This window comes from Edaphosphingomonas fennica (assembly GCF_003034225.1).
Taxonomy (GTDB): Bacteria; Pseudomonadota; Alphaproteobacteria; order Sphingomonadales; family Sphingomonadaceae; genus Sphingomonas_E; species Sphingomonas_E fennica.
Genome location: NZ_PHHF01000005.1, coordinates 1 through 23,762, shown reverse-complemented (window position 1 = coordinate 23,762; position 23,762 = coordinate 1). Strand labels below are relative to the sequence as shown.

Below are 23,762 nucleotides of genomic sequence, written 5' to 3'. Positions count from 1 at the left end.
TGCCGGGGAGCCAATCACCCCTTGGGCGTGAACCTGGCGACGCAGCTTGCCATCACCCCGGCCGGCGGCCCCAGCTTCACCATCGTCGCCAGCGCTTCCGATCTGAGCGCGACGGCCGCATCGGGCTTGAGGCCGCGCGCGGCGATGCCGGCGCCGATCTTGGCATCCAGCGCGCGGTTCATCGGGGTGAATTCCGCCAGCCTGTCCTTATAGGCGCTGGTCGGGCCGCCCAGCGTCTTGTTGAGGAACGCGCCCAGCGCATAGCAGCCGGTCTCCGCCCGCAGCGCATCCTGCGGCAGATCGATCGGGCCGCCGGCGGGCTCCTGCGTCTGCGGATAGGCGGCCGCGCAGGCAGGGGCCAGATCCTGCCACTTGCCGGCACTGATTCCCGCTTCGAGCTGGGGCATGCGCGCGGCGACGGCGGCGGCGCGCGACTGATCGAAGCTCTTGCCCTCGGCGCCCGCCAGCAGGGCGTAATGCATGATGCCCGCCTGCCGGTCGAAGGGCAGAGCCGCCGCCACGTTGCCGCCGCCGGCCGCCCGCGCGCCGAGCGCCGCCACCACGCCGCAGGTGGCGGCGCGATCGATCGGGTCGTCCGGCAAGGTAAGAGCCTTCGGCCCACAGCCGGAAAGCGCCAGGCCCATCAGGACCGGCGCGGCGATAACGACCCGCATTCCATTCTCCTCGTTCAAGCTCATGCTCGATACACGCGAAACCGGGCCGGGTTCCCCCTCCCCATTGCCAATGCGACGGATCGGGGCTAATGCGCGGCCGTCATCTGGGGAGTAGCCAGCCGCCCGACGGGCGGATTGCCTGCGTCAACATACTCGGTCGAGAGGCCGTGGCGCGGCAGGGGCGGGAAACCGCCCGGGCGAGACCAATGACGTCGCACTTCCGCCTGGCCGGGCGGGAAGTGCGATGTCGTTGGATTCATCGCCGCCCGGCCCGGAGATCGACCGTCCATGGAAGCCCTGCTCACCTCGACCGCGCTGGTCGCGCTTGCCGAGATCGGCGACAAGACCCAGCTGCTGGCGATCGTGCTCGCCACCCGGTTCAAGCGGCCCTGGCCGATCGTGGCCGGCATATTGGTGGCGACGCTGGCCAACCATTTCCTTGCCGCGCTGATCGGCTCCAATGTCGCAGCCCTGCTGGACGGCACATGGTTCCGCTATCTCGTCGCCTTCTCCTTCATCGCCATGGCGGCGTGGACGCTGATCCCCGACAAGCTGGACGATGTGGAGACGAAGCCTGCCCGCTTCGGCGCCTTCATGACCACGGTGATCGCCTTCTTCCTGGTCGAGATGGGGGACAAGACCCAGATCGCCACCGTCGCGCTGGGCGCTCGCTTCCACGATGTGATCGCGGTCACGGCCGGCACCACGCTGGGGATGATGATCGCCAACGTGCCCGCCGTCTTCCTGGGCAACGAACTGGTCAAGCGCGTGCCGATGCGCGTCGTCCACGCCATCGCGGCGCTCCTGTTCCTGGCGATCGGCCTGTGGCTCGTCGCGCAGACGGCCGGCTGGCTGTAGCGCCGGCCCCGCCTCCAGGGCGCTGAGACGCCCTGGAAAGGCTCAGGCGCCGGACGTGCCTAACCAGGGTTCAATCGGCGACGAAACCGGGCGGGGGCACCCGGACGATGAAATGCCCCTTCACCCCTTCCGGCCATTCCCGGAAGGGCACCCTTCCCTCCTCGCTCGCGGCGTGGCGGACGGCGTAGTCGAGGATCGCGCGGGCCGCGTCCCCGGTCGGCGCGAACCGGCCGAGGACATAGCCGGTGCGGCCCGGCGCGCGGATATGGACGGTGCAATGCTCGCTGCAGGCGAACAGGCACGGCATCTCCTGGATGGCGATATGCGCCGTATCCGGATCGGTGGCCTGCACCGCGCGCAGCGCCTCCGCCAGCCGCGCGCCGCCGCGAACCCCCTCCCCATCCTCGCGGGATGCGACGGAGTGGCGGCAGCTATTGCAGACGACCACGGCGGGTCCGTCGGCGACGCGCGTCAGCATCTCATCCCTCCCGATCAGAACCGCGCGCGGACGCCGCCATAGACGCTGCGGCCCAGCGTGCCGTAGCGGTAGACGGTCTGATAATCCTCGTCGAACAGGTTCTCGATCCGGCCGAACAGGCGCACGCCGCCGCCCAGATCATATTCCGCCCGCAGGTCCACCAGCGTGTAATCGTCCAGCCGGCGGTTGTTGCCGGCATCGTCATAGCTCTTGCCCGCCCAGCGGACGGCAGCGCCCGTGGTCAGCCCGAACGGCCATTGGTAGCTGATCGATCCGTTGGCGGCGTTGCGGGGCCGGCGCGACAGCCATTTTCCGGTGTCCCGGTTCTCCGCATCGATCCAGCTGTAATTGCCGTCCACCAGCAGGCGATCGGAAAGCTTCAGCGACGCCGTCGCCTCGATCCCGCGTGAACGGGTGCGGGCGATGTTGAGATAATAGCCGAAGCGCGCGTCGCCCGCCGGCGTCAGGCAGAGCGGATCGATCTCGTCGGGATCGGTGGGCGCCGGAAAGGGGCAGCTGTAGAAATCGATCTGGTCCTTCGTCCGCCGATCGAACCAGGTGGCGCCCAGGGTCAGCGCGTCGCCGAACAGATGCTGCTCGATGCCGGCCTCCCAGCCCTTGGCGCGTTCCGGCGAGAGGGTGGTGTTCCCATATTCCGAATAGAGCTGGTAGAGCGTCGGCGCCTTGAATCCTTCGGCATAGCTCGCGCGCAGCACCGTGCCGGTGGGCAGCGACCAGGCGGCGCCGCCGGCGAACTGGGTCTTGCCGCCATAGGTCTTGTGGTCGTCGTGCCGCACGCCGCCATTGACGGTCAGGCCCGGCAGCACCTCGCCGGTAAGCTGGGCATAGAGGCTGGTGATGCCGGCATGGCCGCGCACCGGATCGGGCACCGGAATGGCGAGCGAGGCCGCCGGCGACACGGTGCGGAAGCGCGAGCGTTCATTCTCGACCCCGAACAGCGCCGTCCACGTGTCGGTGATCGCGAAGCTGCCCTGATATTCGAAGCGACGGTTGCGCCCGGCCGCGTCGAAGGTCTGCTGGCGCTGGCGGGTGGGATCGTAATTGTCGCGATCCGTGTCGGTATAACCGAAGGCGAAGCGGTTGCGGAACCGGCCGTCCAGCAGCGCGACGTTCAGGCCGGCATAGCCCACGAATTCGCGGTTGATGCCATATTCCGCCGTATCCCCGGCAAAGCCGTCTATCTCCGTCCGCCCGCGCGAATAATAGCCGCGAACGTCGGCGCTCACGCCGTCGGCGATCTCCAGCTCGGCCCGGCCGGTGAGGCTGCGGTTGCTGTAGCCGTCCCGCTCGCCGCCGCCCTGATCGGCGCGGATGGCGGAGATGCCGTCCGTGGTGAAGACGTTGCCGCCGATCCGCCAGGCCAGCGGCCCGGTGCGGCCGCCAAGGCCGGCGCGGGCGTTCACGGTGTCGCGCGATCCCGCCTCGACATCGAAGCTCGCCTCCAGATCCTTTTCCGGCATGGCGGTGACGACGTTGACGACGCCGCCAATGGCCTGGCTGCCCCACAGGATCGACTGCGGCCCGCGCAGCACCTCGATCCGCTGGGCATCGCCGACCAGCAGGTTGGCGAAATTATAGCCGCCGCTGGTGGAGGACGGATCGTTGAGCTTGACGCCGTCGATCACCACCACCGTCTGCTCCGCCTCGGCGCCGCGGATGCGGACGGAGGTGACGGTGCCGTAACCGCCGTTGCGCGAAACGGTGACGCCGGGCGTCCGCCACAGCAGCTCGGTGACGCCGATATCCTGGGCGCGGTCGATCGCCGCCTTGTCCAGCACCGTGACGGAGGAGGCCAGCCGATCGATGGCGATGGGCGCGCGGGTGGCGGTGACGATGATCGCGCCGCCATCATAATCCGGCGGCGTCGCCGCATCGGGCACGGGCGCCAACTGCACCTCGGCAAAGGCCGGCGCGGACAGAAGGAAACTGGTAAGAAGAACAGATCTCAACATCGAACATATCCCCAAAAGGCGGACATGCCGCGCCGTTCGGGGAGACAGGATGATCGACCTCGCCCCCCGCGCGAACGCGGCCACGATGTCGTCGCGCGGGGCAAACCCGTCCGCTCGGCGCACCCTGGCCGGACGAAGGACGACCGCGACGGGCAGGTCTCCTGGCTCGCGGGTCAGCGCTGGTCCGGGCCGCCTTCTCGGGACGGGACGTCCCAATGGCATATGGCCCGATGGCTCACCGCTTACAGTTGCAGGGGCAGCCGGGGTATTCCACCCCGTTCCCTTTTCATCCCCGTCGCCGGGGAACCTGTCGCGACGGGGGCGATAGTCCGGCCGGGCCGGGCCGGTCAACCATGATGGCTGATCGGCACCACCAGCCGGCGCCCTTCCACCTCGCCGATCCAGGCGCGGACGCCGTAGACGTCGGCCAGCCGATCGGCCGTCAGCACCCGATCGGGCGGGCCATCCGCCACCAGCCGGCCGTGATGCAGCAGCAGCAGCCGATCGCAATGGCCGGCGGCGAGCGAAAGATCATGGAGCACGGCCACTACCAGCGCGCCGGCATCGGCCTGGCGGCGCAGCAGCGCCATCACCTCGAGCTGGTGGCCGGGATCGAGCGCGGCCAGCGGCTCGTCCGCGATCAGCGCGGGCGCCTCCACCGCCAGCGCGCGGGCCAGCAGCACACGCGCGCGCTCGCCGCCGGAAAGCTCGGTCGCCACCCGGCCGCGCAGGTGCCCGATATCCGCCTGCTCGATCGCCCGGTCGATCGCGGCGACATCCGCCTCGCCGATCCGCGACAGCGGCGCCAGATGCGGCAGCCGGCCGAGCGCCACCAGCCGTTCCACGGTGAGCGGCCAGTGCAGCGTCTGCCCCTGCGGCAGATAGGCGATGCGACGCGCAAGGGCCGCGCGGGGCAGGCGCGCCACCGGCTGCCCATCCACCCGCACGCCGCCGCCGGATAGCGGCACGAGGCCGAGCAAGGCCCGCACCAGCGTGGACTTGCCGGCGCCGTTGGGGCCGATCACGCCGATCAGCCTGCCCGGCGCCAGATCGGCATCGACATCCGCCAGCACGGCGCGGCGGCCCAGCGCCACGCCCAGACGTTCCGCCCGGATCGTCACCATAGCCGGCGCTCCCGCATCAGATGGACAAGGAAGATCGGCACGCCCAGGAAGGCGGTGACGACGCCCAGCTTGAGTTCCGCCGTGGTGGGGATGATGCGGACGGCGACATCCGCCAGGGTGAGCAGCGCCGCCCCCGCCAGCACCGACGGAAGCAGGATCGCCGAGGGCGACCGATCGGTGAGCGGGCGGACGAGATGGGGCACGATCAGCCCGACGAAGCCGATCGACCCCGATATCGCCACCGCGCCGCCGACGCCGATCGCCACGCCCAGCAGCAGGCGCAGCCGGGTGCGGCGGAGATCGATGCCGAGCGAGGTCGCGCCATCCTCCCCCAAGGTCAGCGCGTCGAGCGCGCGGCCGTCCCACAGCAGCAGGAGCAAGCCGATGGCGATGCAGGGCAGCGCGATCCAGACATGTTCGAACGATCGATCCTCCAGCGATCCCATCAGCCAGGTCATGATCTCCATCGCCGCGAAGGGGTTGGGCGAAAGGTTGAGCGAAAGGCTGGTGCCGGCGACCGCCAGCGTGCTGACGGCGATGCCGGCGAGGATCAGCGTCAGCGGGCTTTCCGATCGGCCGGAAAGCAGGCCGAGCAGGCCGAGGCCGGCAAAGGCGCCGGCGATGGCGAGCAGCGGCAGCAGCAGCGGATGCCAGTTGGCGAGGCCGAAATAGAGCGCGATCACCGCGCCCAGCGCCGCGGTGCTGGAAACGCCCAGCACCGAAGGCTCCGCCAGCGGGTTGCGCAGATAGCCCTGCAGCGTGGCACCGCTGACGCCAAGCATCGCGCCGACGCCCAAGCCGAGCAGCGCGCGCGGCAGGCGGAGATCGACCAGGATGGTGCGTGCGACGTCATCGCCCGCGCCGCCCAGCACCGCCGCCATCCGCGCCCAGCCGAGCGAGACCGATCCCACCGCGAGCGATGCGAGTCCGGCCGCGAGAACGAGCAGGCCGAGCCCGCCGAGCAGAAGCAGCCGGTTCATGCCCACATCCCCAAATCCGATGCTCCATCCCATGGATCGCCGCTTGTGCCCCGGCCGGCAACTTGCCATGCCGGCGCGCGATGAAAGCGATCGTCCTTCGCCTCGCGGCCATGTCCGCCGCCTGCCTGCCGATGACGGCCGGCGCCGCAAGCGGACCGCCGCAGCGGATCGTTTCGCTCAACCTCTGCGCCGATCAATATCTGATGGCGCTGGCCGATCCGGGGCAGATCGCCGCGCTTTCCGCCTTCGCCCGCGATCCGGCGATGTCGGCCGGCGCGGCGCTGGCCGCCCGGCTGCCGGTGGCGCGCGGCAATGCCGAAGACGTGCTTTCGCGCAAGCCCGACCTGATCCTCGCCAGCCCCTATCGCCGGCGCGAGCTGCTGGCCGCGATCAAGGGCGGGGAGCGGATCACCGTCAACCTGCCGCCGGCCGAAAGCTATGCCGATATCCTGGCCCAGATCCGGCTGGTGGCGGCCGCCGTGGGGCATCCCGATCGCGGCGAGGCGCTGATCCGACGGATGGAGGCCGATCTTGCGACCATCCCCGCGAACGGGCACGGCCAGGTCGCCGCTTATTACCAGCGGCGCGGCTACATGACCGGCACGGGCACGCTGATCGACGACCTGATGGCGCGGGTGGGGCTGGTCAATCTGGCCGGCAAGCTGGGCAAGGGCCCGCTGGCGCGGGTTTCGCTGGAGGAGATGGTGGCGGCCGCGCCCGATTATCTGATCGTCGAAAGCGCGACCGGCACCGTCGCCGACCAGGGCACCGAGATGCTGCACCATCCGGCGCTCAGCCGCATTGCGCGCATCGCCCTGCCCCAGGCATGGACGGTGTGCGGCGGCCCCGCTTATGTGGCGGCGGCGCGCAGCCTGGCCGAGCAGGTCGGCCGCATCCGCGGCGCGCGGCAGCTCAGCGCGCAACGACATTGACCCGCCAGTCCTGCCGGCCCTGCCAGCCCCGCCGTTCAAGCTCGGGCACGTCGGAGGCCGCCAGCGGATAGCCGATGCAGAGCAGGGCGATCATCCGCCAGCGATCGGGCAGGTCGAGCATGGCGCGGACCGCCGCCGGATCGACGATCGATACCCAGCCGAGGCCGATGCCCCGCGTCCGCGCCGCGAGCCACAGCGTGTGGATCGCCATCACCGTGGAATAAGCCAGCGCCTCCGGCATGGTGGCGATGCCGAGGCCGTGCCCGGCCTCCGGCCCGTCATCCGAGAAGACCGCCAGCACGCCGGGCGCCTCGCGCAGGCCGTGGAGCTTGAGCGAGCGATAGAGATCCAGCCGGGCGGCATCGGCAACAAGCGCCGCCTCCGCCCGCAGCGCTTCCGCATCGGCATGGTCCGCCAGGGCCGCGCGCAGCGCGGGCGAATCGACGGTGACGAAGCGCCAGGGCTGGGCATTGCCGACCGAGGGCGCAAGCTGCGCGAGCGCCAGCAGCTCATCGAGCAGGCCGGGCGGCAGCGGATCGTGCCGGAAATGGCGCACGTCGCGCCGCCAGGCCAGAAGCTGGCCCAGCCCATGCCGGAACCCTTCATCGAAATGCGGCCCGTCCGCGCCGCCCGCCGTCCCGTCCAAATGCTCCCTCCCGCCCAAACGACCGCGACGGCATCGCCCGCCGCCCCACGTCGCCCAGACGGAGCACCGCGCCACGGCCAGTCCCTGGGCCGGGGCAAGAGCGACATCACGCCGGCAGGTCTCCTGGCTCGCGGGTCAGGGCCGGGCGGGCCGCCTTCTCGGGGAGGATATCCCCAATGGCATATGGCCCACGGGCTCGCCGCTTACAGTTGCAGGGTCAGCCGCGGAATGAGGCGGAAAACCCGCCCGCACCGCATTCCCTTTCGAAGCCCCCGAAGGGGCACCGGCGCGTGTGCCCTGCGCCTTATCCTGTTCGCCGGCTTTCGCCAATCACATCTCGACGCGGCTCACAGCTCCACGATCGAACGGAAGCCGCCGAAGATCATCCGCCGGGGATCGAAGGGCGCCTGATCCATCTGGCCCTTCAGCCGGGGATCGGCCATCACCTTGGCGTTGATCGCATCCCGCGCCTCGCGGGACGGATAGGTGATCCACGAGAATATGGTGGTCTCGCCCTCCTTCTGCTGCACGGCGCGGGGGAAGGAGGTCAGCTCGCCATAAGGCACGTCGTCCGCCACGCATTCGACATAGGCGATCGCGCCATGCTCCTTCCACACCTCCCCGGCGCGGACGGCCATCTCGCGATATGCGTCGATCTTCTCGACCGGCACGGCAAGCACATATCCATCGACATAGGGCATCACGGCATCCTCTCCATCGGCCGCCGCAGAAGGACGGCGGCGCGCATCTTCCGGCATGGGCAAGGCAACGGCCGGGCGGAGCCGGCGGTTCCCGGCGGGCGGGGCGGATGCTATGCTGCGCGGGTGGCGGGAAGCGGCCGGTGCCGCTAGGGCTTCCCGCTTCAAGGACAAGGTGGAACGACATGAGCGGCGACGAAGACTATATCTATGACGAGGCAACGGGCGAATGGATCAGCCCGGCGGACGCGGCGGCCCGCCCGGCCGCGGCCGATGGCGGCGTCGAGGTGCGCGACGCGGTGGGCAATGTGCTGGCGGACGGCGACCAGGTGACGCTGATCAAGGACCTGAAGGTGAAGGGCGCGAACCAGACGCTGAAGCGCGGGACGCTGATCAAGTCGATCCGGCTGACCGGCGACCCGCAGGAGATCGATTGCCGCCACGACGGCATCAAGGGCCTGGTGCTGCGCGCGGAGTTCGTGAAGAAGCGCTGAGGCATAGCTGCGACAGGGAGATCGATATGGCCGGAACCAATCGCGGGGCATTCCACCATATCGACCTGTGCGTGAGCGATATCGAGGCGTCGATCCGCGTCTATGGCCCGGTGCTGGAATATATGGGCTACCGCCGGGTATCCGGCGGCAGCGGCGCGGAATGGGACCTGCCAACCGAGGGACGCGGCGCGTCGCTGGGGCTGATCCCCTGCGATCCGGCGCTGAAGGACCATGGCTATCGCCGCTATGCGCCGGGCGTGCAGCATATCGCCTGGCGGGCGGAAAGCCGCGAGGATGTGGACCGGCTCCACGCCCTGCTGGTGGAGCAGGGGATCAAGGTGCTCGATCCGCCGGCGCATTATCCCCAATATTCGGGCGATTATTACGCCCTGTTCTTCGAGGACCCGGACGGCATCAAGCTGGAATATGCCCATACGCCGGGCTGGCTCTGAGCATCAGAACAGGCTGAGCTGCGGCCCCGGATCGGCCCTGAGCGGCCAGCGGCCCAATATGCGATGGCGGGTGAGGCCGACGAGGCTGTGGACCAGCACCAGCTCGCGCGCCACCCAGCGATAGCCCTCGACCGCCTCGGTAAAGGGCGTGCCGATGCGGTAGAAGAGGGTGAGGTGCGGGCTGAAGTCATAGCCTTCGCGCGGCATCACGCCCGCCCGCCGCAGCCCGGCATCGATCTGGCGGTGGAGATCGCCAAGCGCCCGGTTGCGCTTGCCCGGCCGCAACGCCACCGATCGGTTGCTGCCGACCACGCGATCGAGATCGATCGCGACCGGCGCCGCCCGGATCGCCTCCCCCACCGCCGCCAGCGGCTGTTCGAGCCATTCGGGATAGCTGGCATGATCGTCGAGGATCGCCATCGTCATGTGCAGATGCTCCATCCGCACCCGATGATGATCGCCGCCGCGCCGGAGCGCTTCCTGATCGATCCTGTAGGCCTGCACCACCGGCGGCAACAGGGCATAGAAGAAGCGGTGGCGGACCGGATCGACGGACCCGGCCGGACTGGCGACGGACATGGCACGCACCCGAATCGAACATCACGGATGTTCATGATATGTTCTCAACCGCGATTGTCCAGCCCGGCGGGATAGGGCGGATCCGTCCATCCGCCCGATCCCGTCGCGCCGCGGATCAGGGCGTGCCGGTCCCGCCGGTGGCGGCCTCCAGCTCGGCGGCGTTGGTGACCTGGGCGATCCCGGCCTTGCCGAGGATGATGACCCAGCGGCCGCCATCCTCGCAGGTGGCGACCCAGCTCGGCGCATCCTTGATCGGCGCGATCGCGGTGGATTCGCGCACCTGCTGGCAGGGACGGCCGGCATCGTGGATGGCGCGGTAGAATACGGCGTTGCGCTCATTCTCCGTCATGCCATGCAGCCGCTCCGCATAGTCGCCTTCGGGAACGACGATGTTGGTGGTGGCCTTCTCCTCCTGTTTCGGGCCGCAGGCCACCAGCGGCAAGGCAAGCAAGGCAACGGCGATAATCGGCCTGACCATCCTGAACCCTCCTCTGTCGCGGGGCGCCGACGAACCAGGCCCCGGTTCCACCAGCGTAACGATGCTGGGGCCAAGTGGTTGCGCCCGCCCCGCCGCACGCCGCCGCGCGGACGGCCTTGATGCCGGTGCCCGGCCCGTTCCGAAAAACAGGGTTAACAAATCGTTAGGATCGTCACGCTGGAGTCACGGGCGGCCGCTAACCCTCGGCGGAATTCGTGGTGGGGCCATGAGTTCCGCATTGGGAGACAGACATGAAGACGATCGTATCTATGCTCGGGCTGCTGACCGCTCTTGCCTCGGGAGGCGCCGCACAGGCCGCGGCCGTGGTGCAGACCTATAATTTCCAGGGCCTCCTGAACGACAATTCGAAGACGGTGACGGGCAGCTTCACCCTCCTCCAGGACGCCGACACCCAGACCGCTTCGCTGGAAAGCATCGCCTTCACCATCGGATCGACCGTCTACACGACCGCGACCGCCTTCCTGTCGCCGAACAATGCCAAGGGCAGCCCGGACGCCTTCATCCTGTGGGGCAACGTCAACAATCCGTTCGGGCAGGGCGTGCAGGGCACGACCGAGGATTTCTACCTGACGTTCAACCCCTTCACGCTCAAGACCTGGGATCTGGCTTATTCCGAGGCGGGCGTGGCCGTGAAGCATTCGACCGGCGCCAACCTGACGCTGGCGATCCCCGCCGCGGTTCCCGAACCCGCCAGCTGGGCCATGATGATCGCGGGCTTCGGCCTGACGGGCGCGGCGATGCGCCGCCGCCCGCGCACCTCCGTTTCCTTCGCCTGAGATACCCGCCATTGCGGTGGAGCGGGCCCCCGTCAGGACAGGCGCTCTTCCGCCCCGAACTGGATCGCCTGGATCCCGCCATCCTCCAGCCGCAGGGCCGTCAGCACGCCGGTCTGGTAGGCGCCGGTATCGATGCCGATGCGGTGGGGGCCGATATCCGGGCGCGCGTCCGCCCAGCTATGGCCGTGGACGATGATCTTTTCATGCGGGCCGGCAGCGTCCAGGAAATCGCGGCGGATCCAGAGGAGGTCGTCCTCGTCCTGCCGGTCGAGCGCAATGCCGGGGCGGATGCCGGCATGGACGAAGGCGTAATCGCCGAGGCTGACGATCAGCTCGAGCCGCTGGAGCAGGCGGAGATGGCCGGCGGGCATCCGATCCAGAAGCTCGTCACGCGCGCGGCGGAAATCCTGCGGGCCGAGATCGGCGGCGGGCGGCGCCACGCCATAGGAGGCAAGCGTCGCCACCCCGCCAAATTCCAGCCAGCCCTCGCCATCCTCCGGCATTTCCAGGAAATCGAGCAGCGCCTGTTCGTGATTGCCCTTGAGCAGATGAAGCTCGAACCCTGCGCGCCGATCCAGCCAGCAGAGCGCGTCGAGCACCTCGGCGGATTGCGGGCCGCGATCGATATAATCGCCGCAGAAGATGAGGATCGGCCGGCGCCCCGCGCCGCGACCAGCGATGTCCTCCATGACGCGGCCGAGCAAGCCGCAAAGCTGATCGTAGCAGCCATGGACGTCGCCGATCGCATAGACCAGCCCGCCATCGACACTGCCCGGCCGGACCGGCGCGGCGGAAGGCGGAGGGGCCAAGGCCATCGTTCAGCGCCCCATGCGGGCCTGATCGCTGAGGGAGGCGAGTTCTTCGGCGAGCGCCCGATAGCTGCCGATCAGGTAGCGCGGCTCGTCCGACGATCGATTGCGGAGCCGCGCCCAGCGCTTGCGATAGGAGATGAGGGTCGAACGTTCCACGCCGGTGCGAATGGCATCGGCATAGGCATCGCGCAGGCCCCGGTCCGCCGCCAGCACGGCGGGACGGAGGCACCATGCCTCGCGATTCTCGTTCATCCCCTCGCAGCGCTGGCGGGACGGGCGCGATGCCAGCCGCGCGGAGGTGGTGCGGGATTTATCGGCCGTCGCCAGCCGGGCCGGCCCGGATTCCGGCTTGGGCCGGGGCTGGGATTCGGCCTTGCGCCCCGCCGGAATGGCGCGCGCGGGCTGCGGCACGGAAGGCGCCGGCGCGGCTTCAGCGAGGCGATCCGCCGGCACGGCCGCCGGAGGGCGGGACGGCGATGGCGGGTTCCGGGCCGGCGCGCCGGCCGCCAGCCTGGGCGGCGGGCCGCTCCGGTCGTCCCGCATCACCGTGATGAAGGTGCCGACCATGGCCGCGAGCACCGCCGCCGCGACGAGGCGCCAGCCGGTGCCGCCGCGGCCGGCGGACGACAGGTTGCGGATGACGATGGGCCGCGCGCGGGGCCGCTCTGCCTTGGGGGATGGCGGCGGGGGATCGGCCGCCTTGCCGAATATCGCCTCCATGTCCTTCGACACGCGGGACGGGCCACGATCCGCGCGGTCGCGATCCGGGCGCACGCCGGGGCCTGCGGACTCCCGCCCACGAAAAACCGCCCTGTTCCGATCCGTCTCCACCCGCGCCTCATCGCTCCTGACGATCGGGCAACGATGGAGGCCGATAGGGGTTCCGGCCGGCCATCGCAGCGGGCCGGCGCTTCAGCGGAATCCGGGGGACGAAATCCGCCGCTGGGCCGGCGCGGCGGGCCGGCCCAGCGGAGCGCGGATCAATCGTGCTCGCGGCCGCCGGCGCCCATATAGAGCTCGCCGCCGGTTTCCTTGAACACCTTGCTCATCTCCGCCATGCCGGCCTCGGCGGCTTCCGCCGCGAGGAAGCTGTCCGCCGGCTGGCTCTGCTTGGCGGCGAAGTCCCGCACCTCCTGGGTGATCTTCATCGAGCAGAATTTGGGGCCGCACATCGAGCAGAAATGCGCGGTCTTGGCGCCTTCGGCCGGCAGCGTCTGATCGTGATATTGCTCGGCCGTGTCGGGATCGAGGCTGAGGTTGAACTGGTCGCGCCAGCGGAATTCGAAGCGGGCGCGGGACAGGGCATCGTCGCGAAGCTTGGCGGCGGGATGGCCCTTGGCGAGGTCCGCCGCGTGGGCGGCGAGCTTGTAGGTGACGACGCCGACCTTCACGTCATCGCGATCCGGCAGGCCCAGATGCTCCTTGGGCGTCACGTAGCAAAGCATCGCCGTGCCATACCAGCCGATCATCGCCGCGCCGATGCCGCTGGTGATATGATCATAGCCCGGCGCGATATCGGTGGTGAGCGGCCCGAGCGTGTAGAAGGGCGCCTCCCCGCACGCTTCGAGCTGCTTGTCCATATTCTCCTTGATCTTGTGCATCGGCACATGGCCGGGGCCTTCGATCATCACCTGCACGTCCTGCTCCCAGGCGCGCTTCGTCAGCTCGCCCAGCGTGTAGAGCTCGGCGAACTGGGCTTCGTCGTTCGCGTCGGCGATCGAGCCGGGGCGCAGGCCGTCGCCCAGCGAATAGGCGATGTCATAGGCCTTCATGATCTCGGTGATCTCGTCGAAATGCTCGTAGAGGAAGCTTTCGCGATGATGGGCGAGGCACCATTTCGCCATGATCGATCCGCCCCGGCTGACGATGCCGGTGACGCGCTTGGCGGTGAGCGGGATATAAGGCAGGCGGACGCCGGCATGGATGGTGAAATAATCCACGCCCTGCTCGGCCTGCTCGATCAGCGTATCGCGGAAGATTTCCCACGTCAGGTCCTCGGCGATGCCGCCGACCTTCTCCAGCGCCTGATAGATCGGCACGGTGCCGATCGGCACGGGCGAGTTGCGGAGGATCCATTCGCGCGTGTCGTGGATGTTGCGGCCGGTGGAAAGGTCCATGACGGTATCCGCGCCCCAGCGGATCGCCCAGACCATCTTCTCCACCTCCTCCGCGACCGAGGAGGCAACGGCGGAATTGCCGATATTGGCGTTGATCTTGACCAGGAAATTGCGGCCGATCGCCATCGGCTCGCTTTCCGGGTGGTTGATGTTGCTGGGGATGATGGCGCGGCCGCGCGCCACTTCGTCCCGCACGAATTCGGGGGTGACGTAATCGGGGATCGAGGCGCCCCAATCCTGCCCGTCGCGGACGAGCTTGTCCTTCAGCATCTCACGCCCGAGATTTTCCCGCACCGCGACATATTCCATCTCGGGCGTGATGATGCCGCGTTTCGCATAATGCATCTGGCTGACATTGGCGCCCGCCTTGGCGCGGAGCGGGCGCTGGCGGACATTGGGGAAGGGCTGGACGGCGCCGTTCCGGCCGACGGCGCCGGAAAGGCCGTTATCCTCCGGCTTCACCGCGCGGCCGGCATATTCCTCCACATCGCCCCGGCCGCGAATCCAGTCGCGCCGCAGCTCGGGCAGGCCGGCCATGATGTCGATGCGGGCCTGCGGATCGGTATAGGGGCCGGAACAGTCGTAGACGCGCAGCGGCGGCTCGCCCGCGGACGGCTCCAGATCGATCTCGCGCATGGCGACGCCGAGAGGGCCGACATGGATCTTGCGGCTGCCGCGGATGGGGCCGGTCGTGACCGTCATCTCGGTACGCGCGGGGATATCGGCCATGATGCAACTCTCCGTTCGGGGCGACCCATGACGGATGAGAGTTTGCGGCCCTTCGCGCTCGCGCCGGACGCTCCCTCCCTACGCCGGTGTCAGCCGGATCAGGTTCAGCGGGTCGCGGCCGGACAGCCGCCTCTCAACCGCGTGCGCGCGGTCCCCCGGGGATGGGCCGGTTCTAGGCGCACGCGGCCGCAGGGTCCACCCCCGCATTACGGTTGCGATTTATGCAATCGTACCCCATCTTTTCGCACTTGCAACATCACCTTCGCAGTCGCAAAAAGGACGGGCCTTTCAGGCATCCTCTCCTAAAGACTTTCGGGTCGGCCCTTCGGGACCGGCCCTTTTTTTTGCCCGCAGGGCAGCGAAACGGCGGGCCCGCGCATATCCGGCATTTTGCGGCACCGGCATCATCGGTGTAAGGCTCCACCCCGCATGGTATCGACGAAGCATTGTGATCTGGCGATCGCCGGGGGCGGGCTGGCCGGGGGGATGATCGCGCTGGCGCTCGCCATGCGGCGGCCCGAGCTGCGCGTGGTCCTGGTGGACCAGGGCGAGACGATCGGCGGCGAAGGCCACATCTGGGCCTTCCGCCATGACGACGTGGCGGATGCGCACCGCTGGCTGCTCGCCCCGCTGGTGGGCCATGGCTGGCGGGGCTACGACATCGCCCTGCCCGGCCGCAGGCGGCGGTTCGGCACGCCGGTATATGCCGTCCATGCCGAGCGGCTGGACGAGGCCGTGCGCCGGGCGATGCCCGCCCACACCATCCTGACCGGCAGGAAGATCGTGGCGGCGAACAAGACGACGCTGCTGATCGACGGGGGCGATCGGGTGCAGGCCAAGGCGGTGATCGACGCGCGCGGCGCCGGCGACCTGAAGCGGCTGGATACCGCCTGGCGGACCTGCGTGGCGGAAACGCTGCGCCTCACCGAACCCCATGGGCTGGAACGGCCGATCTGGGTGGACGCCACGATCGACCAGTCGGCCGGCCCGCGCCACCTGCGCATCCTGCCGCTGGACGCGGACATCGTGCGGATCGAGGACGTGGCCCTTGCGGACACCCCCGAGGCCGATGGCGAGGCGAGCGGCGCGCGGATCGCCGAATATGCCGCCGCGAAAGGCTGGACCGTCGCCGAGACGCAGCGGAGCGAGGCGGGCGCCCTGCCGCTGGCCCTGGGCGGCGATTTCGACGCTTATTGGCAATCGGGCGCCAAGGACGTCGCCAAGGCGGGCCTGCGCGCCGGCCTGTTCCACCCCGCGACCGGGCTTTCGCTGCCCGATGCGGTGCGCACCGCCGCCTTCGTCGCCCATCTCGGCAATCCGGGCTCGCGCACCGTGCACGAGGCGATGCGCAACTTCGCCCACGAAAGCTGGGACGCGCGGCGCCCCTATCGCCTGTTCGCCCGGATGCTGATGCAGGCCGCCGATGCCGATCGCCGCGCGGCGCGGTTCCGCCGCTTCCACGAAGGACGGCGGACGATGATCGAGCGGTTCCACGCCATGCGATCGACCCGCGCCGATCGCTGGCGCCTGATCGCCCGCTGCCGGCTGCCGCTGGGGCAGATGCTGGCGGCGATGCGCGATGGAAACAGCGGACACGCCGGAGGGCGGGCATGAGGACGGCGGCCGTGATCGGCGCCGGCTTCGGCGGGCTGGCGCTGGCCATCCGCCTGCAATCGGCCGGCGTGGACACCACCCTGATCGAGGGGCGCGACCAGCCCGGCGGCCGGGCCTATGCCTGGGAGAAAGGCGGCTTCATCTTCGATGCCGGCCCCACCATCATTACCGATCCCGATTGCCTGCGCGAGCTGTGGGCGCTTTCCGGCCGGGTGATGGACGCGGATGTCAGCCTGCTGCCGGTGAGCCCCTATTACCGGCTGAACTGGCCGGACGGCACCAGCTTCGACCATGCGGCCGACGAGGCGCAGCTGATGCGCGAGATCGCCCGCATCTCCCCCGCCGATGCCGCCGGCTACCAGCAATTCCTGCAATATGCCGCCGGAACCTATGCCAAGGGATATCTGGAATTCGGCCATGTGCCTTTTCTAGACATGGGCGCCATGGCGAAGGCGTTACCGATGATGGCACGATATCAGGCATGGCGATCGCTGCACGCCATGGTTTCACGCTATGTGAAGGACGAGAAGCTGCGCCAGGCCTTCAGCTTCCAGACGCTGATGCTGGGCGGCAACCCCTTCACCGCCACCGCGCTCTATGCGCTGATCCACAAGCTGGAGAAGGATGGCGGCCTGTGGTTCCCGCGCGGCGGCACCAACCGGCTGGTGGCGGCGATGGCGGCGCATTTCCAGCGGCTGGGCGGCACGCTGCGGCTGGGCGATCCGGTGGTGCGGATCGAGACGCTGGGGGATGCCGCGACCGGCCTCGCCACCGCCAGCGGCTGGCACCAGGAATTCGGCGCGATCGCCAGCAATGCCGATCCGGTGCACAGCTATCGCGACCTGCTGGGCCACACCGTGCGCGGGCAGAAGGCCGCCCGCGCGCTGGAGGCCAAGCGCCATTCGCCGTCCGCCTTCATCCTGCATTTCGGGGTGAAGGGAAGCTGGCCCGGCATACCGCACCACATGATCCTGTTCGGCCCGCGTTACGAAGGGCTGCTGAAGGACATCTTCGAGCATGGCGTGCTGGCCGAGGACATGCTGATCCTGCTCAACCACCCGACCGTGACCGATCCGAGCCTGGCGCCCGAGGGCTGCTCCGCCTTCCAGGCGGTGGTGCCGGTGCCGCACCTGGGCAAGCTGCCGATCGACTGGAACCGGACCGGGCCGATCCTGGCGCAGCGCATCCTGGCGGAGATCGAGCGGCGGCTGATGCCGGGCCTGGCCGATCGGGTGATGACCATGTTCCATTACATGCCGACCGACTTCGCCGCCGACCTGAACGCGCATATGGGCACCGGATACGGGCTGGAGCCGACGCTGCTGCAGGGCGGCTGGCTGCGCGTGCACAATCGCGACGACCGGATCGCCAACCTCTATTTCGCCGGGGCCGCCACCCATCCGGGCGCGGGCATCCCCGGCGTGCTGGGATCGGCGAAGGCCACCGCCGCGCTGATGCTGGCAGACATGGCCTGAGCCTTCCCCGCGCCCATTCGCCCGCTTATCCTTTCCACCTGACAGGACCTGTATGAAACGCCTTGCCGTCTATTGCGCCTCCAGCCTGGGCAACGACCCGATCTTCGCCGATGTCGCCCGCCATGTCGGCCGCACGCTGGCCGCGCGCGGGATCGGCCTGGTCTATGGCGGCGGGCGGCTGGGGCTGATGGGGCTGGTGGCCGATGCCGCGCTGGAGGCGGGCGGCGAGGTGATCGGCGTGATCCCCGAGGTGCTGCGCGACGCGGAGGTCGCCCATACCGGCTGCACCGAGCTGCACATCGTCGCCAACATGCACCAGCGCAAGGCGATGATGACCGACCTGGCCGACGGCTTCGTCACCATTCCCGGCGGCATCGGCACGATGGACGAGCTGTTCGAGGCGCTGAGCTGGGCGCAGCTCGGCTATCATGCCAAGCCGTGCGGGCTGGTGAACGTGGCGGGATTCTACGACCATCTCACCGCCTTTCTCGATGGCGTGGTCGCGGCCGGGCTGCTGCGGCCGGCGCACCGCGCCAACCTGGTGGAGGCGGGCACGATCGAGGAGCTGCTGGACAAGTTCGCCGATCACAAGATCGCGCCCAGCGTGGTGCAGATGGTGCGGCGCGACCTGTGATATTGTCGGCCTATCTGCTGCTGGCCGGCGCGGCCGTGCCCGAGATTTCCGATTTCGCGCGGCAGGGCGATTTCGCCGTCCAGCAGATCATCACCGATGACGCCGCGGTACTGCTGCGCGAATGGAACGGGCCGGACCATGCGGGGCGGCCGCCGATCATCGACCGGATCGGCCGGGAGAAGGTGGTGGACAGCTTCATCGTCTTCACCGGCTGCACGCCCAATCCGGTCAACCAGTGCAACGTGACCGCCGATTTCACGCTGATCGGGCCGCAGGGGCAGGTCTATGCCCGGCATCGCGACACCGAATTATGGGTGGGCAAGGCCCCGCCCGCCGGCGGCGCGCTGACCCTGTCGGACGCGTCGCTCGGCATCTTCATCGACCCGGAGGATCCGGCGGGGGATTATGTGGTGCGCGCCAGGGTGACCGATCATGTCGCCGGCATCACGCTGCGCACCGAAAAGCGGCTGACCGTGGTGGAGGGCGACTGACTCCCTCCCGGATTTGCCGGCGGGGGCGGCCCTTCAGGCCGCCCGGTCGCTCGCCAGCCAGCCTGTGAGCAGATAGAGCAGGATCATCGCCGGACCGCACAGGCAGACCGTGAGCAGGATCGCGCCGACCCGGACGAGCAGCGGATCGATCCCGGTATAGTCGGCGAAGCCGGCGCAGACGCCCATCAGCTTGCCTTCGCGCTTGTTCAGATAATAACGGCTGGTCATCGTCTTTTCCCTTGAGAAGATATGGCGGCCGATCAGCAGCGGGGCGCTTCGATCGGCGCGGCGCGGACGGGGGCGACAGCGGCGGTGACGCAGGCTGCGCTCAGCATCAGCGCGCCGACCAGCGAAACCAGAACCTGCTGGACCTTGGATTTCTCGAACTTGAACATGGCCTTCACTCCCTTATGTGGCCGGGCGACGATCCCGCCCGGTGATGCCAGGAACATTGCAGGGAGCGTGCCAACTGCCCGAACCAGCCGGAATGCAGGGAATTTTCCCTTTCACAGGCTTTTTCACTGGCTAATATCCGCCTGATGTTGGCTAATTTCACCTATAGACGGCGAATTCCACATATCGCCCGAAGCGTGCCGCCCGCAACCGTCCGATAGCGGACACCGGCTGTCCGGTTCCGATCAGGCCGGCAGGCGCGGCCCTTTGCCGCATCGCATCATGGCTGTTATGGAGGCGGCCCGCCGCACAGCGACGAAAGGGCCCGGATGAAGCTCGCTTATCTGATGAACACCTATCCGGTGACGAGCGGCACCTTCATCCGGCGGGAAATCGCAGCCATCGAGCAGACCGGGGTTCCGGTGACCCGCTTTGCCGTGCGGCGCTGGACGGAGGCGCTGGTCGACCCGCTCGACCAGGCGGAACAGGCCAGGACCCGTTATCTGCTGAGCGGCAATGCCGCCGGGCTGGTGCTGGCGATGCTGGCCGAGCTGCTCACCCGGCCGCATCGCGTGGCCCGTGCATTGCCGGCCTGGGCGGGGCTGTGGCGGGCCGGCGGCGGCTTCGTCCGCCATGTCGCCTATCTGATGCAGGCGGCCGCGCTGCGGCGGCAAACGGCGGCGGCCGGCATCACCCATGTCCATTGCCATTTCTGCACCAACGCCGCCGCCGTGGCGATGCTTTCGCGGCTGATGGGCGGGCCGGCCTACAGCTTCACCGTGCACGGGCCGGACGAGCTGGTGGACCTGCCGGCGCAGGGCATCGCCGCCAAGATCGCCAACGCCGCCGCCGTGATCGCGATCACGCGATACTGCCAGGGGCGGCTGCGCGAACATGTGAGTGCGGATCTGTGGCCGCGCATCCACATCGTCCATTGCGGGCTGAAGCTGGAGGATTTCCCCGACACCGCCGGCAATCCCCGCGGCGAGACGCTGGTCTGCGTCGGCCGGCTCTGCCCGCAAAAGGGGCAGGTGCACATCCCCGCCGCCGTCGCCGCCGTGCGCGGGCGCTTTCCCGGCCTGCGCGTGATCCTGATCGGCGACGGCGAAAGCCGCGCCGCGATCGAGGCCGAAGTCGCCCGCCATGGCGTGGGCGACATGGTGGCCCTGGCCGGGTGGAAATCCAATGCCGAGGTGCGCGCCGCCATCGCCGATGCGCGCGCCCTGCTGCTGCCGAGCTATGCCGAGGGGCTGCCCATCGTCATCATGGAAGCCTTCGCACTCCGCCGGCCGGCGCTTTCCACTACGATCGCCGGCATCCCCGAGCTGGTCGACGCGGAATGCGGATGGCTGGTGCCGCCCGGCGACCATGACGCGCTGGTGGCGGCGCTCGCCGATGCGATGGCCGCTTCCCCCGAAAGGCTGGCGGCGATGGGCGCCGAGGGCCGGGCACGGGTGGAGGCCCGGCACGATCTGGCGGCGATCGCCCCGCGCCTCGTCTCCCTGTTCGCCGCATAACGCTTCGTCGATCCCGCGGCACGGGACGTCGACGGGCATGGGCTGGTTGCCTACCGTTCAGGTGGAGATCGCCATCAGGACCGCATCAACAGAACCGAACATTGCAAGGGGACTGATATCATGCGGAAATTGATGCTAGCGCTGGGCGCCGTTTCCCTCGCGCTGCCGGCGGCGATGACGCTGCCGACCGAAAAGGCCGAGGCCCGGAAGCATCATCGCTACAAGGAATGGCGGGGCCGCGACGGCCGCACCTATTGCCGCAAGTCGAACGGCACCACCGGCCTGATCTTGGGCGGCGCGGGCGGCGCGCTGCTGGGCCGCGCGGTCGATACCGACGGCGATCGCACCACCGGCACGCTGCTGGGCGCGGCCGCTGGCGCGCTGGTCGGCAAGGCGGTCGATAGCAAGCGCACCTGCCGTTGATGGGGTGCGCCTGACGGCGGCCGTTGATGGGATGCGCCTGACGGCGCATGGCGGCGGCCCCCGCTTTCCCACCCGGCTACCCAACGGCAGTTCTTATGGGTGGCGGGGTGAGGGAGCGGCTGGCACCGCACGCAAAATGCGCCCTTGCGCGCGTCTTGCCGATCAGGCCGGCGGCGCGAGTTCGGCCGGCGCGTTGTGGAAATAGCTCTTCTGTTCGCGCCGTTCGGCGATCCGCCAACCCTTTTCGGTGCGGACCAGCTTGTCGCAATACCAGAGGCCGACGAAGAACACCTTGTCGTTGCCGGGCACTTCGGTGCCGTCCGGGAACATGATCATCGGGTTGAACAGGATCGTCCGCGCGGTGGCCTTGTCGCCGTCCAGCTTCAGCTCGGTCGTGGCGACCATGTGCTGGAAGCCCTTGAACTTCTTCATCGCCTCGCCCAGCCAGGCCTGAATCTCGCGGAACGGCCCGCGCGATCCGCCGACCTCGGTATAGTCGATGATCGCATCCTCGGTGAACACGTCGTCCAGCCCCGCCCAGTTGCGATCGTCGATCGCGAAGGAATAGCGGGCGAACAGGTCCTGTATTTCGAGGCGGTCGGAAATCTCCTGCAGGCTGAGCATCGGCATCCCTCTTCCGTTTCGCATTTTCGATGGCCGGACCATAGATGGTCCAATGGCCGCCGCCTATCGGCCGCACTGTCGCCACGCGCGCCGGGACACGGAAAAGGAGACGGAAATTGCTGATCCGCGAGGGCGTGGCCCGCACGCCGGACGACCGCTTCGCCGGCCTGCCCGATTTCCTTTTCGTGCCCCATTATCACATGGCGCCGGACGCGCGGCTGGGGCCGCTGCGCATGCATTATCTGGACGAAGGCCCACACGACGCGCCGGTGATGCTGCTGCTGCATGGGGAGCCGAGCTGGAGCTTCCTCTACCGCCGGATGATCCCGCCGCTCGTGGCCGCGGGCTATCGGGTGATCGCGCCCGATCATGTGGGCTTCGGCCGATCGGACAAGCCGACCGCGCGGGAAAGCTATAGCCAGGCCGCCCTGGTCGGCTGGCTTGCCGATCTGGTGACGGCGCTCGATCTCCGCCGGATCACGCTGGTCTGCCAGGATTGGGGCGGGCCGATCGGCCTCAACCTGCTGGCGGCGATGCCCGAGCGGTTCGAGGCGGCGGTGGCCGCCAATACGCTGCTGCCGACCTGCGAGCCGCCACCGCTGGGCGTGGCAGGCTGGCCGGGGCCGATCATCACCGCCTGGGCCGAAACCTGCCGGACGAGCGACGACCTGGCGGTGAGCGAGGTGATCGCCGCCGTCTGCGTGAACCGGCCCGATCCGGCGGTGCTCGCCGCCTATGACGCACCCTTCCCCGATGCCGCATACAAGGCCGGCGCGCTGGCCATCACCGGCTGCATCCCGCTCGCCACCTCAGCGCCGGGCATCGCGGCCAACCGGGCGGCATGGGCGGTGCTGGAGCGGTTCGACAGGCCGTTCCTGACCTTGTTCAGCGATTCCGATCCGTCGACCATCGCCTGGGAAGCTGTGTTCCAGGCGCGCGTGCCGGGCGCCGCCGGCCAGCCCCATGCCCGCATCGCCGGCGCCGGCCATTTCCTGCAGGAGGAACAGGGCCCGGCCATGGCGGAACGGATCATCGCCTGGAAGCGGGCGGGCCAGGCGGCGTGAGCAGATTCCGATGGTGATCGACTGTCGGGTTTCGGGAATCGCCTAACAACCTGCGGATGGCCGGAAAGTCGGGGGAAGCGGACGTTGCCCGCGGACTGCGAGCGGCGAGGCAACACCGTACTGCGATCGATGGCATACGACCTCTACTGAACGTGCGATCTGCACGATGATCGCGCTGCTTGCCCAACACCTACCCTCGAAGATGATTGCGGCGATCGAGAGTTGACGGCTACGGTGCATCGCGTCGATGGCACCGGTTGAGGATTGCCAAAATGATCCGGATTGGCATCCTGCGCACGGCTGCAATCACTGTGGCGGCTGTCCTTGCAACGGGCGCGTCAGCTCAGCCGGCTCCGGGAGAGCAGGTGGGTGATACCTTCAGCCTCCCATTCGGTGCCGTCCCCCGAGAGATTTTCGGAGTGCTGTGCGAGTCTGAGCCTGGCGATTCGAATTTCGCTGCCACTTTGAAGTGCTTTCCGACGAATATGATGGAGCGGCCATCAATCACCGTGTCAGTGGCGGATTGGCGGAGCCAACCGACACGGGCCGAAATCATCGCAAACACGCGAGAGGCATTTCATGAACGGTCGATTTTCAACGTAATCCGCGAAGACAACTTCGCACCTCCTAGGGCCGGGACTCATAACCACCATGTGATGGCGGCGGCGAGGTGGATGCTGCCGAGGAAGACATCGGCGCGGCGGTC

The 23,762-nt window shown here is 68.8% G+C and carries 28 protein-coding genes and 3 riboswitches; of the genes, 13 read left to right on the top strand and 15 right to left on the bottom strand.

Annotated features, from left to right (window positions below):
* Positions 1 to 14: 14 nt before the first annotated feature.
* Positions 15 to 674: a hypothetical protein gene (locus CV103_RS01430; RefSeq protein WP_070936164.1), complete on the bottom strand. Its 660-nt coding sequence runs from the start codon at positions 672 to 674 to the stop codon at positions 15 to 17.
* A gap of 288 nt (positions 675 to 962) precedes the next feature.
* Between CV103_RS01430 and CV103_RS01425 the strand changes: the two genes are divergently transcribed.
* Positions 963 to 1,532 carry a TMEM165/GDT1 family protein gene (locus tag CV103_RS01425; protein WP_015458270.1) on the top strand — a complete coding sequence of 190 codons (570 nt, stop codon included), beginning with the start codon at positions 963 to 965 and terminating at the stop codon, positions 1,530 to 1,532.
* Between the two features lie 70 nt (positions 1,533 to 1,602).
* On the opposite strand, the gene CV103_RS01420 is transcribed toward CV103_RS01425, so the two are convergent.
* The 4 genes from CV103_RS01420 to CV103_RS01405 all read right to left on the bottom strand — a co-directional run bounded on the left by CV103_RS01420 (position 1,603) and on the right by CV103_RS01405 (position 6,087).
* The gene (locus CV103_RS01420) at positions 1,603 to 2,010 is read right to left on the bottom strand and encodes a DUF1636 domain-containing protein (protein WP_070934884.1); all 408 of its coding nucleotides are present in this window, start codon (positions 2,008 to 2,010) and stop codon (positions 1,603 to 1,605) included.
* Between the two features lie 14 nt (positions 2,011 to 2,024).
* Positions 2,025 to 3,983: a TonB-dependent receptor plug domain-containing protein gene (locus tag CV103_RS01415; RefSeq protein WP_107393740.1), complete on the bottom strand. Its 1,959-nt coding sequence runs from the start codon at positions 3,981 to 3,983 to the stop codon at positions 2,025 to 2,027.
* A 134-nt stretch (positions 3,984 to 4,117) separates the two neighbouring features.
* Positions 4,118 to 4,309: riboswitch (cobalamin riboswitch) on the bottom strand.
* A gap of 21 nt (positions 4,310 to 4,330) precedes the next feature.
* Positions 4,331 to 5,107 carry an ABC transporter ATP-binding protein gene (locus tag CV103_RS01410; RefSeq protein WP_107393739.1) on the bottom strand — a complete coding sequence of 259 codons (777 nt, stop codon included), beginning with the start codon at positions 5,105 to 5,107 and terminating at the stop codon, positions 4,331 to 4,333.
* Positions 5,101 to 6,087 carry a FecCD family ABC transporter permease gene (locus tag CV103_RS01405; protein ID WP_015458274.1) on the bottom strand — a complete coding sequence of 329 codons (987 nt, stop codon included), beginning with the start codon at positions 6,085 to 6,087 and terminating at the stop codon, positions 5,101 to 5,103. Before CV103_RS01405 ends, CV103_RS01410 begins: the two co-directional genes overlap by 7 nt.
* 80 nt (positions 6,088 to 6,167) lie before the next feature.
* Between CV103_RS01405 and CV103_RS01400 the strand changes: the two genes are divergently transcribed.
* Positions 6,168 to 7,019, top strand: coding sequence for an ABC transporter substrate-binding protein (locus CV103_RS01400; RefSeq protein WP_107393738.1), 852 nt, complete (start codon positions 6,168 to 6,170; stop codon positions 7,017 to 7,019).
* Here the strand turns inward: CV103_RS01400 and bluB are convergent.
* Together bluB and CV103_RS01390 are read right to left on the bottom strand one after the other, a co-directional pair.
* Positions 7,000 to 7,665 carry a 5,6-dimethylbenzimidazole synthase gene (gene bluB / locus CV103_RS01395; protein WP_107393737.1) on the bottom strand — a complete coding sequence of 222 codons (666 nt, stop codon included), beginning with the start codon at positions 7,663 to 7,665 and terminating at the stop codon, positions 7,000 to 7,002. The genes CV103_RS01400 and bluB overlap by 20 nt on opposite strands.
* A gap of 96 nt (positions 7,666 to 7,761) precedes the next feature.
* Positions 7,762 to 7,967: riboswitch (cobalamin riboswitch) on the bottom strand.
* Between the two features lie 45 nt (positions 7,968 to 8,012).
* The gene (locus tag CV103_RS01390; protein WP_107393743.1) at positions 8,013 to 8,366 is read right to left on the bottom strand and encodes a DUF1428 domain-containing protein; all 354 of its coding nucleotides are present in this window, start codon (positions 8,364 to 8,366) and stop codon (positions 8,013 to 8,015) included.
* Between the two features lie 182 nt (positions 8,367 to 8,548).
* On the opposite strand from CV103_RS01390, the gene CV103_RS01385 reads away from it, so the two are divergent.
* Together CV103_RS01385 and CV103_RS01380 are read left to right on the top strand one after the other, a co-directional pair.
* Positions 8,549 to 8,857, top strand: a complete 309-nt coding sequence (locus CV103_RS01385; protein ID WP_107393736.1) for an alkylphosphonate utilization protein — start codon at positions 8,549 to 8,551, stop codon at positions 8,855 to 8,857.
* 26 nt (positions 8,858 to 8,883) lie between these two features.
* Positions 8,884 to 9,309, top strand: a complete 426-nt coding sequence (locus CV103_RS01380; RefSeq protein ID WP_107393735.1) for a VOC family protein — start codon at positions 8,884 to 8,886, stop codon at positions 9,307 to 9,309.
* A gap of 3 nt (positions 9,310 to 9,312) precedes the next feature.
* Here the strand turns inward: CV103_RS01380 and CV103_RS01375 are convergent, their stop codons facing one another.
* Together CV103_RS01375 and CV103_RS01370 are read right to left on the bottom strand one after the other, a co-directional pair.
* Positions 9,313 to 9,888 (bottom strand): 2'-5' RNA ligase family protein, encoded by a 576-nt coding sequence (locus tag CV103_RS01375; RefSeq protein ID WP_107393734.1) that lies wholly within the window; start codon positions 9,886 to 9,888, stop codon positions 9,313 to 9,315.
* Between the two features lie 115 nt (positions 9,889 to 10,003).
* Positions 10,004 to 10,366 carry a hypothetical protein gene (locus CV103_RS01370; protein ID WP_015458281.1) on the bottom strand — a complete coding sequence of 121 codons (363 nt, stop codon included), beginning with the start codon at positions 10,364 to 10,366 and terminating at the stop codon, positions 10,004 to 10,006.
* Between the two features lie 251 nt (positions 10,367 to 10,617).
* Here CV103_RS01370 and CV103_RS01365 point away from each other — a divergent pair, with 251 nt between their 5' ends.
* Entirely contained in the window at positions 10,618 to 11,163 is a 546-nt protein-coding gene (locus CV103_RS01365) for a PEPxxWA-CTERM sorting domain-containing protein (protein ID WP_245896601.1), read from the top strand.
* Between the two features lie 32 nt (positions 11,164 to 11,195).
* Here CV103_RS01365 and CV103_RS01360 read toward each other — a convergent pair whose 3' ends face one another.
* The 3 genes from CV103_RS01360 to thiC all read right to left on the bottom strand — a co-directional run bounded on the left by CV103_RS01360 (position 11,196) and on the right by thiC (position 14,821).
* The gene (locus tag CV103_RS01360) at positions 11,196 to 11,978 is read right to left on the bottom strand and encodes a metallophosphoesterase family protein (protein WP_170112523.1); all 783 of its coding nucleotides are present in this window, start codon (positions 11,976 to 11,978) and stop codon (positions 11,196 to 11,198) included.
* 3 nt (positions 11,979 to 11,981) lie between these two features.
* Complete coding sequence (locus tag CV103_RS01355; RefSeq protein WP_146163360.1) at positions 11,982 to 12,707, bottom strand: hypothetical protein; 726 nt, start codon at positions 12,705 to 12,707, stop codon at positions 11,982 to 11,984.
* Between the two features lie 248 nt (positions 12,708 to 12,955).
* On the bottom strand, positions 12,956 to 14,821 hold the full coding sequence (gene thiC / locus CV103_RS01350; RefSeq protein ID WP_107393732.1) for a phosphomethylpyrimidine synthase ThiC: 1,866 nt from the start codon (positions 14,819 to 14,821) through the stop codon (positions 12,956 to 12,958).
* 71 nt (positions 14,822 to 14,892) lie between these two features.
* Positions 14,893 to 14,983, bottom strand: a riboswitch (TPP riboswitch).
* A 267-nt stretch (positions 14,984 to 15,250) separates the two neighbouring features.
* On the opposite strand from thiC, the gene crtY reads away from it, so the two are divergent.
* The 4 genes from crtY to CV103_RS01330 are packed head-to-tail and all read left to right on the top strand — an operon-like array spanning position 15,251 to position 19,035.
* The gene (gene crtY / locus CV103_RS01345; RefSeq protein ID WP_107393731.1) at positions 15,251 to 16,435 is read left to right on the top strand and encodes a lycopene beta-cyclase CrtY; all 1,185 of its coding nucleotides are present in this window, start codon (positions 15,251 to 15,253) and stop codon (positions 16,433 to 16,435) included.
* Entirely contained in the window at positions 16,432 to 17,910 is a 1,479-nt protein-coding gene (locus CV103_RS01340; protein ID WP_015458304.1) for a phytoene desaturase, read from the top strand. The genes crtY and CV103_RS01340 overlap by 4 nt, the downstream gene beginning before the upstream one ends.
* A 52-nt stretch (positions 17,911 to 17,962) precedes the next feature.
* A complete protein-coding gene (locus CV103_RS01335) occupies positions 17,963 to 18,544 on the top strand; it encodes an LOG family protein (protein WP_015458305.1) in 582 nt (193 codons plus the stop codon).
* A complete protein-coding gene (locus tag CV103_RS01330) occupies positions 18,541 to 19,035 on the top strand; it encodes a hypothetical protein (RefSeq protein WP_107393730.1) in 495 nt (164 codons plus the stop codon). The genes CV103_RS01335 and CV103_RS01330 overlap by 4 nt, the downstream gene beginning before the upstream one ends.
* A 33-nt stretch (positions 19,036 to 19,068) precedes the next feature.
* Here CV103_RS01330 and CV103_RS01325 read toward each other — a convergent pair whose 3' ends face one another.
* Together CV103_RS01325 and CV103_RS23045 are read right to left on the bottom strand one after the other, a co-directional pair.
* Positions 19,069 to 19,263, bottom strand: coding sequence for a PspC domain-containing protein (locus CV103_RS01325; RefSeq protein ID WP_015458307.1), 195 nt, complete (start codon positions 19,261 to 19,263; stop codon positions 19,069 to 19,071).
* A gap of 32 nt (positions 19,264 to 19,295) precedes the next feature.
* Positions 19,296 to 19,430, bottom strand: a complete 135-nt coding sequence (locus CV103_RS23045) for a hypothetical protein (protein WP_269078704.1) — start codon at positions 19,428 to 19,430, stop codon at positions 19,296 to 19,298.
* A 327-nt stretch (positions 19,431 to 19,757) separates the two neighbouring features.
* Between CV103_RS23045 and CV103_RS01320 the strand changes: the two genes are divergently transcribed.
* Both CV103_RS01320 and CV103_RS01315 read left to right on the top strand, forming a co-directional pair.
* Positions 19,758 to 20,945, top strand: coding sequence for a glycosyltransferase family 4 protein (locus CV103_RS01320; RefSeq protein ID WP_015458308.1), 1,188 nt, complete (start codon positions 19,758 to 19,760; stop codon positions 20,943 to 20,945).
* Between the two features lie 120 nt (positions 20,946 to 21,065).
* Positions 21,066 to 21,368 (top strand): glycine zipper 2TM domain-containing protein, encoded by a 303-nt coding sequence (locus CV103_RS01315; RefSeq protein ID WP_107393729.1) that lies wholly within the window; start codon positions 21,066 to 21,068, stop codon positions 21,366 to 21,368.
* Positions 21,369 to 21,530: 162 nt separating this feature from the next.
* Here CV103_RS01315 and CV103_RS01310 read toward each other — a convergent pair whose 3' ends face one another.
* Positions 21,531 to 21,998, bottom strand: coding sequence for a nuclear transport factor 2 family protein (locus CV103_RS01310; protein WP_015458310.1), 468 nt, complete (start codon positions 21,996 to 21,998; stop codon positions 21,531 to 21,533).
* A gap of 110 nt (positions 21,999 to 22,108) precedes the next feature.
* Between CV103_RS01310 and CV103_RS01305 the strand changes: the two genes are divergently transcribed.
* Both CV103_RS01305 and CV103_RS22595 read left to right on the top strand, forming a co-directional pair.
* Positions 22,109 to 23,056, top strand: coding sequence for a haloalkane dehalogenase (locus CV103_RS01305; RefSeq protein ID WP_107393728.1), 948 nt, complete (start codon positions 22,109 to 22,111; stop codon positions 23,054 to 23,056).
* Positions 23,057 to 23,328: 272 nt separating this feature from the next.
* Positions 23,329 to 23,762, top strand: a 434-nt coding sequence (locus tag CV103_RS22595) for a hypothetical protein (protein ID WP_211314323.1), incomplete at its 3' end; no start/stop codon positions are given.